The 15573-nt window shown below is 34.1% G+C and carries 13 protein-coding genes, 1 pseudogene and 1 riboswitch; of the genes and pseudogenes, 4 read left to right on the plus strand and 10 right to left on the minus strand.

From position 1 onward, the window contains the following. Positions 1-543: 543 nt before the first annotated feature. Positions 544-2370: a potassium transporter KimA gene (gene kimA, locus MNO09_RS21710; RefSeq protein ID WP_000254869.1), complete on the minus strand. Its 1827-nt coding sequence runs from the start codon at positions 2368-2370 to the stop codon at positions 544-546. Positions 2371-2513: 143 nt separating this feature from the next. After that, positions 2514-2660, minus strand: a riboswitch (cyclic di-AMP (ydaO/yuaA leader). Between the two features lie 138 nt (positions 2661-2798). Between kimA and MNO09_RS21715 the strand changes: the two genes are divergently transcribed. Next, entirely contained in the window at positions 2799-2927 is a 129-nt protein-coding gene (locus MNO09_RS21715) for a hypothetical protein (RefSeq protein WP_000031869.1), read from the plus strand. 55 nt (positions 2928-2982) lie between these two features. On the opposite strand, the gene panE is transcribed toward MNO09_RS21715, so the two are convergent. Then, positions 2983-3927 (minus strand): 2-dehydropantoate 2-reductase, encoded by a 945-nt coding sequence (gene panE, locus MNO09_RS21720; RefSeq protein WP_078183608.1) that lies wholly within the window; start codon positions 3925-3927, stop codon positions 2983-2985. 174 nt (positions 3928-4101) lie between these two features. On the opposite strand from panE, the gene MNO09_RS21725 reads away from it, so the two are divergent. Continuing rightward, a complete protein-coding gene (locus MNO09_RS21725; RefSeq protein WP_241950050.1) occupies positions 4102-5577 on the plus strand; it encodes a hypothetical protein in 1476 nt (491 codons plus the stop codon). 173 nt (positions 5578-5750) lie between these two features. Here the strand turns inward: MNO09_RS21725 and trhO are convergent, their stop codons facing one another. Beyond that, positions 5751-6710, minus strand: a complete 960-nt coding sequence (gene trhO, locus MNO09_RS21730) for an oxygen-dependent tRNA uridine(34) hydroxylase TrhO (protein ID WP_000246220.1) — start codon at positions 6708-6710, stop codon at positions 5751-5753. Between the two features lie 492 nt (positions 6711-7202). On the opposite strand from trhO, the gene MNO09_RS21735 reads away from it, so the two are divergent. After that, positions 7203-8498, plus strand: coding sequence for an Nramp family divalent metal transporter (locus MNO09_RS21735; RefSeq protein WP_001030663.1), 1296 nt, complete (start codon positions 7203-7205; stop codon positions 8496-8498). Here MNO09_RS21735 and MNO09_RS21740 read toward each other — a convergent pair. From MNO09_RS21740 to MNO09_RS21750, 3 genes are all read right to left on the minus strand, one after another. After that, positions 8488-9396, minus strand: a complete 909-nt coding sequence (locus tag MNO09_RS21740) for a M23 family metallopeptidase (RefSeq protein WP_088107101.1) — start codon at positions 9394-9396, stop codon at positions 8488-8490. The two genes, MNO09_RS21735 and MNO09_RS21740, sit on opposite strands and share 11 nt — an antisense overlap. Positions 9397-9478: 82 nt before the next feature. Continuing rightward, positions 9479-10546, minus strand: coding sequence for a sensor histidine kinase (locus MNO09_RS21745; protein WP_140399225.1), 1068 nt, complete (start codon positions 10544-10546; stop codon positions 9479-9481). Further along, complete coding sequence (locus MNO09_RS21750) at positions 10536-11234, minus strand: response regulator transcription factor (RefSeq protein ID WP_088107099.1); 699 nt, start codon at positions 11232-11234, stop codon at positions 10536-10538. Before MNO09_RS21750 ends, MNO09_RS21745 begins: the two co-directional genes overlap by 11 nt. A 142-nt stretch (positions 11235-11376) precedes the next feature. Here MNO09_RS21750 and MNO09_RS21755 point away from each other — a divergent pair, with 142 nt between their 5' ends. After that, positions 11377-11901: a GNAT family N-acetyltransferase gene (locus MNO09_RS21755; protein WP_000483961.1), complete on the plus strand. Its 525-nt coding sequence runs from the start codon at positions 11377-11379 to the stop codon at positions 11899-11901. Positions 11902-12067: 166 nt separating this feature from the next. Here MNO09_RS21755 and MNO09_RS21760 read toward each other — a convergent pair. From MNO09_RS21760 to MNO09_RS21775, 4 genes and pseudogenes are all read right to left on the minus strand, one after another. Continuing rightward, positions 12068-12214 (minus strand): annotated as a pseudogene (locus tag MNO09_RS21760) (radical SAM/SPASM domain-containing protein); the annotation flags it as partial. A 27-nt stretch (positions 12215-12241) separates the two neighbouring features. Continuing rightward, complete coding sequence (locus MNO09_RS21765) at positions 12242-14287, minus strand: class I SAM-dependent methyltransferase (protein ID WP_078176846.1); 2046 nt, start codon at positions 14285-14287, stop codon at positions 12242-12244. 327 nt (positions 14288-14614) lie between these two features. Beyond that, complete coding sequence (locus tag MNO09_RS21770) at positions 14615-14995, minus strand: BA_1872 family lipoprotein (RefSeq protein WP_000771817.1); 381 nt, start codon at positions 14993-14995, stop codon at positions 14615-14617. A gap of 59 nt (positions 14996-15054) precedes the next feature. Further along, positions 15055-15264, minus strand: coding sequence for a hypothetical protein (locus MNO09_RS21775; RefSeq protein WP_088107098.1), 210 nt, complete (start codon positions 15262-15264; stop codon positions 15055-15057). Positions 15265-15573 lie beyond the last annotated feature (309 nt).

Raw genomic sequence — 15573 nt, forward strand, 5'->3', positions numbered from 1 at the left:
TATTTTCTTGCACGTAATTTGAGATGGTTAAAATAGAGAACGTTCTTACCGTGATTCATGTACGAACCATCTCTCCCAACTTTTATTGCTACAGTACTCACTTATCGTTCTAAAACATTTCATATGTGATTAGTATGAATAACATTGTATAAAATTTCTATTTCATAGCCATTTCCACATTCACACAGTGAATGTATTACATAAAAATATTATTCATTTTAAGCTAAATAACGTACGCAAATATGAAATTTCGTTTTGTTTTCATGTAAGTTTTGTACTGTAAGGTCATTTAAACACAGCTATTTATCTATCGTAAAGAAGTATTTTCATTCCCTTTATTTTCAAGCTTTCCTGTCCTTATTTCAAAATATAATCCACTTCACTTTTTCAATTGAAATATCCATATATCACAACAAAAACTCCTACTTACTCATAGATATAAAAATTATATCAGTATATCTTTTAGGTTCATATGCAATTATGCATAGCGTATACACAAAAAGGATAGCTTCACTTTCGTAAAGCTATCCTTAAAAAATCTTCTTACTTTTTCAAATGATATGGAACTGTTGTAATAACAACATTTCTTTTATAGAGTAAATACGCACGAATGAGTAAACTAGACTGATTATGAAGAATGTTATGCCAACCTTTTTTCGGAATGAACTGTGGTATAACGACAGTAACTCGGTAATTTGATTCACTCGCTTTATATTGCACTGTATCAATAAACTTTGTTAGCGGTTGAATAATACTTCTATAGTGAGAATGTAAGGTAACAAGTCTTACTTCAGGTTGCCACTTCTTCCATTTCTCTTCAAATTTCTTTTCCTCTTCTCTGTCAAAAGCAACATATACAGCGATAACTTGATCTGCAGAAAGAGCCTTCGCATAGTTCAATGAATTTTCCACCACATGAGTCATGCCCGCTACAGGAACGACAATTACATTTCCCTCAATTGGAACAAGTGGTTCACAAGTTTTTAAACTTAATTGATCGCCCACTGCATCGTAATGCTTCTTAATTCTATGGAACAAGAAGATGATGGCAGGTAAGAAAATAAGGATTGACCAAACTTGTGCAAATTTAGTTAAAAAGAACATGCTCATTACGATAAAACTAATAACTGCACCAATTAAATTAACCGTTAATCTCAAAGCCCATCCTTCAGGTTTTTCACGAAGCCATTTTAATACCATACCCGTTTGAGAAAGTGTAAATGGAATAAATACACCTACTGCATATAACGGGATTAAATGTTCTGTTTGCCCTTGGAAAGCTACAATTAAAATAATCGAAGCTATCCCAAGTATAATAATACCGTTTGAGTAACCTAGGCGGTCTCCTCTAATCGTAAACATTCTCGGTATAAATTTGTCTTTTGCAAGGTTAACTGCTAATAGTGGAAATGCAGAATAACCTGTATTAGCAGCAAGAATTAATATTAAAGCAGTTGTACCTTGTATGAAATAGTACATGAAATTACGTCCAAAAGTTTGTTCAGCAATTTGTGAAACAACTGTTACTTCCTTACTTGGATTAATTCCGTAATAATAAGCTAAAAAGACAATTCCTGAAAATAAAACGGCAAGTAATGCACCCATTGCAAGCAATGTTTTCGCTGCATTGTTAGGTGCAGGATCCTTAAAGTTTGGAATTGCGTTAGAGATTGCCTCAACACCTGTTAAAGCCGAACTACCCGATGCAAATGCTCGTAGCAGTAAGAACAAACTAATTCCCGCAACCGGCGTTCCAATCGGCGTGTGTAAAGTCGGTGAAACGTGACCAGTTAAAATATTGTATATCCCTACCCCAATCAATATAAATAGTGCTAGAACGAATAAATAAACCGGATATGCTAAAACGGAAGCTGATTCCGTTACCCCTCTTAAATTTAAAATAGTAATCAATATAACAAATATAATCGCAATGATTACATTATGTGCATGTAAACTTGGAAAAGCTGATGTGAGCGCATCTGTACCTGCGGACACACTTACTGCCACAGTTAAAATATAATCGACTAATAAAGATCCTCCAGCTATTAACCCTGGATTCATCCCTAAATTTTCTTTTGATACAACATACGCGCCTCCGCCATGAGGATAAGCAAAAATAATTTGACGATAAGATAAAATAAGGGCTGTCAATAACACTAATACCCCAACAGCGATTGGAATTGAATACCAATAAGCAATCGCTCCAAGACCTGCTAAAGCAATTAAAATTTGCTCTGGTCCGTATGCAACCGATGACAATGCGTCAGAAGATAAAATGGCTAACGCCTTCGTTTTATTAAGCTTTTGCTCTCCTAACTCAGTTGATTTTAACGGTCTTCCAATTAAAAACCTTTTAATAGATGAAACCAATGCTGTCCACTCTCCAATAATTTTGTACGAACGATTCTGCTAGTTACAGCGGATAAACAATTTCTTCAGAAAACAAAAATGTCTACAAGCCATAACGAAATAGACTTGTAGACATTATATTTTTTGTCGCACAAGCTCCACCTTCCTTCTCAATATAACGCTTACGAGGTTAGCTGTCGGATTCGGGCCTATGAGTAGCCCTACCTTTTTCAAGGATTCACCCCATTGGATTAAGTACTAATCCATAAGAACGGGTCCCCCGCACCATGCGGTTTCAGCGATTTAGAAAATTGAAACTGTGGATTATAATACTCCTTTATTTTCAAAATGTAAACAAAAATTTTGAAAAAGAAAAAAATAAAATGATTGCGCATAATCCGCTGGTAAATATACATAATGAATACTAAAAAACGATAAAGGAGACCCATATGTCTAAAGAAAAGAAGCCTATTTTTTCTGATTCCTATTTAGATGCATTAGCAAATGAAATTAATCAATTATACGGTAAACGTGAACAGGAAATAAATTTGACAGATAGAACGAAAAGAAATAAATAAGTTGTCATAAAAAAAGAAAGCAATACACTTATATATTGCTTTCTTTTTTATTTTTTCATACATCCAATTCTATTGCTGATTTGTTAAAGATCATTTCTTCATACACTTTTAAATTTTGATATACTGCACCCAATAATGGTGCTTCCATAGAAAACTGTTCTGCTACATCTAGTAAGTATCCTTGTATGTGCTTCCCTTCAATGGACGAACCTTTTTCCATATCACGCTGCATCGATGACTTCATATCATACGAAATTTTATCAATTGTTTTCATATGTTCCTGGGCAATATCTTCCTTAATTGGTGCCCCTATATATCTCATGATTTGCACACATTCTTCAAATAAGTTTTGAATAAAATCACGTCCACCTTCGCTTTCACGAATCGGTCCTATTGGTGCACGCATTAATGTTGTCACACCTGACATTACAGTAATAAATAAATATTTATGCCACATATCTTGCGTAATATTTTCACTTAAAACAAAACTAGATTTCGTACCTGCAAATGCTTTAGCAATATGCTGTATTCTCTCTGAATCTTGAAACTTCATTTCTCCAAACAGAAGTCTGTTGGCAGCGCTAGTTTGTACAATTTCTCCTTGATCGTTTAACGTCGTCTCGATAAAACATAGACCGCCAATCACTTTCTCTTCACCAAATTCTTTTTGTAATAGTGATACATGAGCAATACCATTTAACAATGGAATGATGACAGTATTTTCACCTACAAACGGCTTCAAATCTTGAATCGCCTCGTTTAAGTGATACGCTTTTGTTGAAAATAAAATGACATCAAATGGAGAAGTTCGATCTTCTTTCGTTATTAATTTCGGTTGGAAGGAAAAATCCCCATTCACACTACGAATAACAAGTCCCTTTTCCTCTAATTGCTGTTTTCTTTTACTACGAACAAGAAACGTAACATCTTCCCCTTTTTCGACTAATCGGCCACCAAAAAATCCTCCGACGCCACCAGCTCCTAATACTAAAATACGCATACAACATCCCCCTTTTCAAAATACAATTTTATAACATGTAGTATACATAACATTATACATGTCCTCTACTAAATAAGCTGAATTTTCATTCTTAATCAAGTATAAAACAGTGGTTATTTTCAAATAAATTTGGGCATGTTGTTTTTATAGCATATATGAAAGGAAACAATGTAAATGGAGGCAATACAGACAATCGAGGAAAAAGATGTAGCAACAGCTATATTTCAATTTATATTCCCGTTTTCTTTTAAAACTGGATATGAACAAAATATGTTCCCTTTCTTAGAGAAAAATGATTTTCGCCCTTTTCGACTCGATCATCTTGAAAATGAAAATACATACTACGGAAAGTTTCAAGTTTCACATCAAAATATGGAAGCATACTATCTTTCATTTACAAATAAAATTCTATTTCCTCAATCAGAGCACCAAAAAGGATTGCAGCGCTATTCTAAAGACCTTAACTTAACTGGACATTTAACAACAAATTTGATTTCCGTTCCATTCAAAATTCATTCTATTGACGTAACACTTTGTCCTTATGAGCTTGGCTTCTTAACAATTCGGACAGAAGTAGAAACCGCTCCAAACATGACATTGTCAGAAGCAATCGAATTTGCCGCCCACTTCCGTGTCCTTGAAACTAAAAATGATACAACTGAAACTATCTGTATTGAATGTAACGGAAAACAATATTCACAAGTAGAGAAGCTCATATTCGGCGATTTATTTCATGGCTTAACAGACTTCTTTGAGAAAAAGAGATTGCGGAGTTCTTACTTTCAAACATTCCCCTTCTTTGAAGATCAACGAATGTATGTACAAACTTTATTATCCATAAACAAAAAGTCAGACCTTCATGTAATCGATGTATACCGAGCTTCCAGTCTTTCCGGATTAACAGACAATGGCAAGCCCTATATTAGCGCAAATAATGTTCCTTATATTCAAGATTATTTAACAAAACATTCTTATCAAAGATGGGCTCCTAATCGCTACTTTATTATGGAAGAACATATTTTCACATGTATAACAAACGAGGATGAACACGAATTCGCTAAACTTGCTAGTCAAATGTACGGAGAGTTTTATTACGCTTTGTTATTAAATCTATTTCATAAAGTTGTTTTATTAAAGATGGCAAACGCTTATGCTGAACTAAACATTGATCAAGATACAAATGAAATAGAGAAATTAATTTATTCAATCAATTCATTTACAGCGAATTACTTTTCTTTAGAGTTAGTATCCCAATCACAGAGTGAAGATATTTTTTTCCGCTTAAGAAAACTATTTAATATTGAAGTACTTTACTCGAATGCAAAACAAAATCTCGATAGTTTGTTTAAATATCAAGAAAATGTCGCTTCTAAAAAAGATAGCCTTTTACTATTAATTTTAACGCTCTACTCTGTAGTAGGCCAAATGTTAGGGTTTACTATGATTGATCTTTTAAGAAACACCGATTCAAACAAAATCTCGTCGCCACTTGAATTTTTCGCACTTTTAATAGCAATCAGTGGCATAGTCATTTCATTTATTTTAGGCGCGCAAAGTTTATACCAATGGAGTCTACAACATAAACGAAGAAAATCATGGGTAAAACAAACTGTACTTTCTGCTGTGAAAGAGAAAGATGATAAGAAGTAAAGAAGGTTATTTTCAAATTACAAATACGTGGTACGCTTCAGTAAATGAAATTTTTATTAGCGATTTTTAAATTATATCGACTTACCGACAAAAACTGACAAAAAAAGTACCGCATAGTAAAAAAAGTACTCCAAAATAAAATTTGGAGTACTTTTTTATTACACTAATTTATCTTACTTTCCTGCTTCGATTTTCTCTAATGCAGCAGCTACTTGCTCTTCAGTTAATTCGTGTTGCACGATATAACGATTACGTGGGTGTACACGACATTCATGAGAACATGCACGTAAATGTTTTGCTTCGTTTTCTTCAGAACATAAAATTTTCTTATTACATTCTGGATTTGCACAGTTTACATAGCGCTCACAAGGTTCACCTGTAAAGTGGTCTTTACCAACGATAACATGCTCTTTTTGGTTTACTGGTACAGAGATACGCTCATCGAACACGTAACATTGTCCATCCCAAAGCTCACCTTGTACTTCTGGGTCTTTGCCGTACGTTACAATACCGCCGTGAAGCTGACCTACATCTTCGTAACCTTCACGAACTAACCAACCAGAAAACTTCTCACAACGAATTCCGCCTGTACAGTATGTTAAAATCTTTTTACCTTCAAGTGTTTCTTTGTTTTCTCTAATCCAATCTGGTAATTCACGGAATGATTCGATATCTGGTTTAATTGCACCCTTGAAGTGTCCTAAATCAAACTCATAATCATTTCGTGCATCAATAATAACTGTATCTTCTTGTTTCATTGCTTCATAAAAATCTTTTGGCTCTAAATACTTTCCAGTTATTTCGTGTGGGTTAATGTCATCTTCTAGACGAAGTGTAACTAACTCTGGACGAGGACGTACGTGCATTTTCTTGAATGCGTGCCCTTCTTCTTCATCTATTTTAAATACGATACCGTCAAAGCGTGGATCGTTGTTCATTGCTTCCATGTATTTCTCTGTTTGTTCTACAGTTCCAGAACAAGTTCCGTTAATTCCTTCTTTAGCTACAAGGATTCTTCCTTTTAATTCAAGTGAATTACAAAATGCTAAATGCTCTGCAGCGAATTCTTCAGGGTTTTCAATTGTTGTATACATGTAATATAGTAATACTCTGTATGGTTTTGTAGTTGCCAATGTATTTCTACCACCTATCTAATTTTTAAAATCATGTATAAGTTAACGTTCATATCAAAACATATATAATAAGAAAATGTATCCAAAGTTTTATGCATCCCATTTTCTTCTCTTTATACTATTTTCTATAAGTTAACAAAAATAAAAAACAAGATTACACATCAAAACACTATGGTTAAGTTGTAATCCCAATATATTATATATCATACAAATGCAATTCCATCAATTAATATGCTGTATTATAGGCTTTATGTTCACATGAATTTCAAAAATAGCCCTTTAATTCATTATGTTTCCCCACGTCATCACACCATAAACTCCCAATTTTTTATAACACGACACCATCTATTGCAGCAAGGCATATAATTTGCACTAAGGAAACATTCGTGTTCAAATAAAAATATCATCTAATACATCTAAATGTATTGAAATAAACAATAAGAATACTTACAATAATTTCATCAAGTTAACATTTCAAAGGGGAAAACTACTATGAATAAAGATATATCAAAAGATGAACAAGTCCCTTCTCAAAGTACAACTGTTCAATCCGCACACTTAGCTTTAAGTGGCGAAACGAAAGGCTGGAAACGACTGTTACCGTTTTTAGGACCCGCTTTTATCGCATCCGTAGCTTATATTGACCCTGGTAACTTTGCTACAAATATCGCAGCTGGTTCACAATACGGATATTTACTATTATGGGTTATATTCGCTTCTAACTTAATGGCAGTATTAATTCAAACCTTATCAGCTAAATTAGGAATTGCTACGGGAAATAATTTACCTGAAATAGCTCGCGAGCACTTTCCAAAACCTGTGTCTATCGGCTTATGGATACAAGGTGAACTCGTTATTATGGCTACAGATTTAGCTGAATTTATCGGGGCAGCACTCGGATTGTATTTATTATTTGGAATTCCTATGTTACCAGCTGCTTTAATTACAGCAGTCGGATCATTTATTATTCTTGAGTTTCAACGCAGAGGATTTCGCCCACTAGAAGCTATTATTACAGGGATGATTTTTATTGTAGTAATAGCATTTGGAATCCAAGTTTTTTATGCAAAACCAGAATTAAGTCCCCTTCTTTCAGGACTATTTATTCCGAAATTCCAAGGTGTAGACAGTATATTACTTGCAGCAGGGATATTAGGTGCGACAGTAATGCCACATGCAATCTATTTACATTCTGCATTGACACAACGCCGCGTGGTTGGAACAACTGACGAACAAAAGAAAAAGATTTTCCGTTTCGAATTTATTGATATCATTATTGCAATGGTTATCGCTGGAGCAATTAATGCGAGTATGTTAATTGTTGCTGCTGCACTATTCTTTAAAAACGGCTTGCATGTTGAAGATCTTGATGTTGCTTTTAACCAGTTCAGTACTTTAGTCGGTCCAGTATCGGCTGCTTTATTTGGAATTGGGCTCTTATCAGCAGGACTATCTAGCTCTTCTGTCGGTACAATGTCAGGTGACATTATTATGCAAGGTTTCATTCGAATGCATATTCCGTTATACTTACGCCGCTTTATTACAATGATTCCACCATTAGTTATTATCGCTTTAGGTGTAAATCCAACTTACGCTCTAGTCATGAGCCAAGTCGTCTTATCATTCGGTATTGCTTTTGCATTAGTACCACTTATTATGTTTACAAGCAGTAAAAAAATTATGGGTGCACTCGTTAACCACCGCATAACAACCTTTATCGCTTGGATCATTGCTGCACTTGTTATCATTTTAAATATTTTCTTACTGTATCAAACATTTATAGGATAATGAGAAAAGGTATTCCAATAAAACTGGAATACCTTTTTTCATTACCACTTATGTATGTACCTCTTTCTGGCATTATCACACCTTTCTCAGTTCGAAAGTAAAGTGGTAATCCTTCCGCAAGAAATATGCTCACATTTGATGGATCCTGCCTTTGATGATGAATATGTAAATGCGGCTCACTTGAACTTCCGGAGTTACCGACTTGGGCTAGAACCTCTCCTTCATTTACATGTTGGCCTTCCCTCACTTTAATTGATCCTTTCTTTAAATGGGCCAGAACCATAAATGTCCCTGATTCATCTAGTCGTAAATAAATATGATTCCCCGCCATTGACTGAAAATCATCCTCTCCTGGAACTACATCTTTTTCATCATTATTGATAGATACAACTGTTCCAGAAGCTGGTGCCATTACTTTCGCTCCATATATTCCATAATCCCCTAAATTACTACTTTTCGCTTCAGCAGGCGGAATAAGAATATCATATGCCCACCTTTCATTCGGTTTTATAACGTGATAGTTCGTTTCTAACCGATCACCACCCCATCCTACTAGTGCTCGTTCATTTAAGGGAAAACGAACGACTATTTTAGGACTCATAGTCTGTACATCTGCTGGGTAAGCAAGTCCGCCTATGTTAGCAAACCACCCTAAAGGCCAAGCACCAATTATAGAGAAAAGAACTATGAAGAGTAGTGTTCTATCTATTCGCTTTCTGAAAATAACTTTCCACACAAATAGTAATACTGACCCTATCAAAATAAAGATTGATACTACGCTAAAGGCTTGTATACTCCACCAAACAATAACTGATATAACACCATTAACTAAATAAACTACACTCCAACTTATAATTAAAAATGCAACTAAAATTACTAATACATATTTCTTCCACATGTTGTATCCCCACTCTCATATCTTTGTTCTACATGATACGAAGTGAACATTACGACATAAAAAAGAAATACTTACGACTTTCTTACATTTCTTTATACTGCGGTAAAACGATAATGAAAACAGTTTCTTTATCGTTACTACGCACAGTGATATCTCCTTTATGAAGTTCTGCTATACTTCTCGCAATTGCAAGTCCCATCCCTTTTCCACCCGTATGAGAGCTACGTGATTTTTCACCACGATAAAACTTTTCAAAAACGTAAGGAAGGTCCTCATTCGGAATGCATTGTCCAAAATTTTTAATTTCTATTTCAACATTCATGTCTCTTTTAGAAACTTGAATCAAAATCTGTTTTCCGTCTTTCCCGTACATAATACTATTACTAATTACATTTTCGAATAGCCTCACCATAAGCGCTACATCCATTTCCACATGTAACTCCTTATCACCGTTAATACCAAAGCTCATATCGGCATCATCTAGTAGTGGTACAAAATCAATCATGATTTGTTCAATGAACGCTTTCATATTTACTACACTTTTATGTAATTCGATTTCTCTATAATTTATTTGACAATATTCTAATAAATCATCTACTTGATTTTTTAATTCATAACTTTTTCGCTTTAATATACTTACATACTGTTCACATTCTTCTCCATTTGAATGAAGCTGATTTCCTAACAGGTCCGCGTAACCTATTAGAGATGTTACAGGTGTTCGTAAGTCATGAGAAATATTACTAATCATTTCATTTTTCATTTCCTGCGATTTTTTTTCATTTTCGATAGACTCTCTTAAACTTTTGGCCATTCTATTAACATTCGTTGCTAATTCACCAATCTCGTCATTTTTTGAAATAGGTATATGTATTTCCAAATTACCATTACTTATTTCTTTCACGTTCTTATTTATTTCAGATAGCCTTTTCATCATTGTTTTTGTCATGAATGCAAAGTATATTGTAGTAAAAGTTAAAAAAGCCATTAAATATAACAATGAATATTTTTCCTCTAATGCAGTAACATGACTATATATATTTCCAACTACAATTTGAAACGCTATTATACTTACAGATGCTAACAAAATGCTACATATGAATGCGATAAAAAACTTAGTTCTAATGCCTTGTAATGATTTAATCTTCAATTTTATATCCGACTCCCCAAACATTTTGAATAAACTTCGGCTCTTTTGGATTCTCTTCAATTTTATTTCTTAATCTTGCAATATGAACCATTACTGTATTATTACTTTCATAGGCTCTTTCTTTCCAAACGCTCTCATATATTTCTTCAATAGTAAACACACGATTCTTTGCAGCAGCCATTAAGTACAAAATATTATATTCAGTTTTCGTAAGATTGATTGTTTCTCCATATAACATTACTGTTCTAGACACTTCATCTATTTCTAAACCTCTAATATTTATTTTCTTTTCTATTACTTGGACAGCATTTTGATTGAAATATGTATACCTTCTTAATTGAGCTTTCACTCTCGCTATAAATTCAATTGTACTAAACGGCTTCACAATATAATCATCTGCCCCAGTACTAAATCCAATTACTTTATCTACGTCCGATGATTTTGCGCTTAAGAACATAATTGGTAAACTATGTTTTTCTCTAATCCTTCTGCACAATTCTATCCCATCCATTTGTGGCATCATAATATCCAAAATAGCAAGTTGGATACTGTTATTATTTATTATTTTTAAAGCCTCTTCTCCGTTATGAGCACTAAAAACTTTAAAACCTTCTTGCATTAAATTCGCGTTAACAAATCGAACAATATCTTGATCATCATCTACAATTAAAATTGAGTTTTTCTCCATATATAAACCTCTTTTTGAAATATATTCCACAATCAATTTTATCACAAATTAAAACCATACTTCCCTCTTGAATAATCTTTTTTTTCAGATTAAATTATATAATAACAACACATTCTAGTTTCAGAAGAAATGGAGTGAAAGCATGTTTCCTATATTAAAAACCGACCGACTCATTTTACGAGATCTTACCGAAGAAGATGCACCGAGTATACTACAATGCTTTTCTAATACTGATGTACTGCGCTATTATGGCCAAAAACCATTACAAAATGTTGATCATGTGAAACAAGTCATTCATAACTTTAAGCTCAGTTACAATGCAAGAAGCGGTATAAAGTGGGGAATCGAATTAAAAGACAATAAAGAACTCATTGGTACCATTGGTTTTCACGATTGGTCTTCTGAGCATAAACGAGCCAATATAAGTTATGCCTTTCTCCCTGAACACTGGGGAAAAGGATATGCGACGGAGGCTGTTTCTGAAGTTATATCATACGGTTTCCACACACTTCATTTAAAACGGATCGGAGCAATTGTATTTCTTGAAAATGAAGCTTCCAATAAAGTGCTATTAAAATTAGGATTTGAAAAAGAAGGCGTTCTAAAAAATTATATGTATCAAGATGATATCCCATATGATACAAATTATTATTCTTTATTAAAATGAGTTTAATAGAAATTATACGTAAAAACTCGTTTCAGCATAATGAATCAAGATAGTGGATTTTTAACGAAAGATGGGAAACCGAGCGTTTTTCATTTCTTAGATCATCATACGACTGATGCGAAGTACAATAAATTATATAATCTAAACAAAGGGCATGAGCATATTCTTACTCATGTCCCTTTTTTACGTTCTTTTTCTGTTTTCGCAATGCATTTGGAATGTATACACAGAAAGGTTCGCTTTCCATGTAATCTCCCGTCATTGCATATGATTTAGAACGAGATCCTCCACAAACATATCGAAACCCACAAACTAAACTTTTTATAAGTTTTCAATATCATTACCTCTTTTCTAAAACCATAAAGAACGTACTATCCGGTAGCACAACCGCATTCCCAGACTCATCTTTAAAATCGATTTTCTCGCTAAGATGTTGTGTATATCCATCCTGTAAATAGTTCATAGCTTGAACGATGTTTACTTTATCTCCAAAGATACCCTTTACGAAATCCTTATAGTCGTTTGGCGTAAAGATTCCAAACTGCTCTTGCACCTCGTGAACAAAGGAATCCTCACCCCATGTATACGTATATAAGAACTCCATCGCATCGTTAACAGGCATTTTGACTGTATTGTCTGCAAGTACCTCATACTGGATTATACGCCCCTTAAATTCACGGACATACTGCTCTAAGAACTTCATTCCACCTGCATCTTTAAAATGAATCACACGCATTAACATTTTATCTTCAGTCATGATGCCATCACGAATGATAATACGACCTCCTGGCTTTATCACCTCGTAAGCACTCTGTAACCCCTTTTTAATTACTTCATGATTGAATTTCTTACCTTCATACTCAATATAAGAGAACAGCTCATGAAGGATAGAAGAATACACAATCGTATCAACCGATTCTTTATCAAACGAGCTACCTAAGTTGATTGCATCCCCTTTAATGACGTCCCAAGAACGACTTTCGTCCTGTTTCTTCTTTTTCAACGTATCAATCACATTTTCGGAAATATCGATACCGTAGATTCGTTTATCCTCGGTCTCTTCTTCAATCATGTCTAGCATAACACCACCACCGGATCCGACATCTACAATCGTATCTCCCTTTATATAATCAAGAATAATTCGTTTATCATCAGCCGAACTATTCATATGCTCCAAATACACTTCTTCGTTATGGAATCTATCATATGCATCCTTTCGTAACCCGAAGAAATCAAAGAGCAGTACATTTGCCCGAGCATGCATCATATCTATCTTTTCTGCCTCTACACAGAAGATGATTAACGCTTCACCTACAGCAGAAAACTGAAATGACACATACGCAGTCTTCATATCTTCATCGACTTTAACCTCAAAAGAAACATGTGTTGTATTCGGCTTCTCGTTCTCACGGTACTCCCGTAGATACTTCTCAATAACCCGCTTACGATACACATTGTCCTTCTTCTCGCCTTTGAAATCATAGTGCAACTGCTGCATCAATTTCTCGAAATGGATATGCTGAACCTTTCTAGTGCCTATCTCGTTCTTTAACATAACAAAAACTGTCCAAATATCCTCGAAGCTAAGGGCATGCATAGACGGTTCTACATACCACAAATCCTTATCAGATAAAAATGTTTGAACGTCTCTCTTCTCGCTCCCCATAATTATATCTTTTTCAAATACTGACTCCTTATGTTTTGGCGTGAGTCTATGTACACGAGAAGTAAATGGCTCCACATAACCATCAAATAGCCCATCAATTGTAATCTTCACATCGTTCTTTACTTCGCTCCACAAAGATTTTGATACACCTTCAATAATACATTGATTAAGATAGTATAGAATCTCCTTTAACCTAACGTCTCCGTATTCTTCTTTATATGTGTCAATTAAATCAATATGAGAGTTCAAACGAGCCTCTCCGCGGATATACTGCCCGATTAATCCATGTGTTCTAATTAAATCTCGAACAAACAAATACTCAGTAGAGTTTAAGTTTGTCTCTATATGTTCGATAAACTGAATATCACTAAAGATATCAGCAGAACCCTCGTTATGTACCAATAGATTGATTCCGTTCTTCTTCCATTTCTCTCGCTGTTTTAAAGAGCCTACCTTTGCAAGCTCACTATACGTTAGTACTTTTTCAATAATGCGATACGCTTCTTCATCTAAAGACAATCCATCTAACACTTGCAGCGTACGGTGTACATAGTACAACACCGCATCTGTTTTTAATTCACCAAGTACTTGTACATTCTCATAGTTTTGATGTATCTCCTCTGCCTCGATTAGATACTTTAACCACGTAGGGAGAGTATTAGAAAACCCTTCAATGTATTTATTTAGAACCTCAATATTTTTCAACTTATTTACCCCCATATATAATCAATATCAGTAGTATGGTCTGGGACATCTTCTCTAAAAAGATTATCACCTTATCTCCCCTTTACCATCTATATCTCTTTCAAATACAAATGCATCAAACCGAGTCTTTTTATCATGTAAAAGAGAGTTATCAATTTCGTTTCTAACATGCCAAGTTTGTAACACATTCTTTTGTTCATCTCTTATTTTAACTTCATCAGGAATTTCGGCGGAATAAACAGCAGGACTCAGCGAAGCATTTCTTACATTAATAAACATTTGTTGTGATAGAATCAACCGAAAATAGAAACGGCAAGCGGGTGCACTCCACTTGCCATTTTTTCATAGCTTAGTATGTATTTGAATTTCTTTTGCTTTCTCTTTTTCACCCTTCACTCGTACAATTAAATCATATGATCCGGATTTTGGCGCTTCAAAAGAAAGCAGACCTTCTTGTTGAGAAGTGACTTCTTCTTCATAAATAACCTTATCACCTTTTGTAACTTGCAATAAAATCGTACCTTCTTCAACGGCTGCTTCATAAGGAATTTCCACATTTCCTTTTTCAGCTTTAATCGTTTGCACATCGTAATACCCTTGCAACGAACCAATTTTTAAAGTCGTTTCGCCATTTTTTTGAACCTTTGTGACTTGTGTTGCTGTATTGCATGCGCTTAACAATACAACAAGAGTGAGAATCATAAATAAACGTAGTAATTTCATAGAAATTCTCCTTTTTTATGTATATGAATTAAATTTCTAACTCTAAATTTTGTACCATCTTATTTCCCACCTCTTAAAATAGCTGTTTTTATAATAAAATAAGTAATAGAAAATAATAAACAAGTACCCATTGTACCAAAAACTGCAACTGAGATGTTACCTGCTAATGTTTCATTTGGATCTAATGCATTAGGTAAAATTGTACCCAAAATTGCAATACAGGCTAATACAACCATAAAATATTTAAATCTTTTTACTTTCTTATTCATACTAATTATCCCCTTTATTCCTTAACATTAACTTCTAAACCAAATCCCATAAACCTACACCAGGACCTAATGGTACATGGAATTTGACTCTGCTTTTTCTAGCTTCAAAGGATCCCCCGAGATTCCCAAATTAATATCCCCAAGTATTATACATATCCATTAATTCATATAGAAAAAGCCCCGTTCAAATCAAACACTTAAGCTCCCTTATTTTTATAATACTCAAATAATTATACACAAACATCGCTATCGATTCATCTTAATACCTCAATTACCTTTTAAGTATATCAATGACAAAATATATAATCT

This window comes from Bacillus sp. N5-665 (assembly GCF_022637375.2).
Classification (GTDB): Bacteria; Bacillota; Bacilli; order Bacillales; family Bacillaceae_G; genus Bacillus_A; species Bacillus_A wiedmannii.

Excerpts from the sequence above, each read along its gene's own strand:
- MNO09_RS21715 (WP_000031869.1), top strand. The coding sequence starts at position 2,799 with ATGTCTAAAGAAAAGAAGCCTATTTTTTCTGATTCCTATTTAGATGCA.
- panE (WP_078183608.1), bottom strand. The coding sequence starts at position 3,927 with ATGCGTATTTTAGTATTAGGAGCTGGTGGCGTCGGAGGATTTTTTGGT.
- MNO09_RS21725 (WP_241950050.1), top strand. The coding sequence starts at position 4,102 with ATGGAGGCAATACAGACAATCGAGGAAAAAGATGTAGCAACAGCTATA.
- MNO09_RS21735 (WP_001030663.1), top strand. The coding sequence starts at position 7,203 with ATGAATAAAGATATATCAAAAGATGAACAAGTCCCTTCTCAAAGTACA.
- MNO09_RS21740 (WP_088107101.1), bottom strand. The coding sequence starts at position 9,396 with ATGTGGAAGAAATATGTATTAGTAATTTTAGTTGCATTTTTAATTATA.
- MNO09_RS21750 (WP_088107099.1), bottom strand. The coding sequence starts at position 11,234 with ATGGAGAAAAACTCAATTTTAATTGTAGATGATGATCAAGATATTGTT.
- MNO09_RS21755 (WP_000483961.1), top strand. The coding sequence starts at position 11,377 with ATGTTTCCTATATTAAAAACCGACCGACTCATTTTACGAGATCTTACC.
- MNO09_RS21765 (WP_078176846.1), bottom strand. The coding sequence starts at position 14,287 with ATGGGGGTAAATAAGTTGAAAAATATTGAGGTTCTAAATAAATACATT.
- MNO09_RS21770 (WP_000771817.1), bottom strand. The coding sequence starts at position 14,995 with ATGAAATTACTACGTTTATTTATGATTCTCACTCTTGTTGTATTGTTA.
- MNO09_RS21775 (WP_088107098.1), bottom strand. The coding sequence starts at position 15,264 with ATGAATAAGAAAGTAAAAAGATTTAAATATTTTATGGTTGTATTAGCC.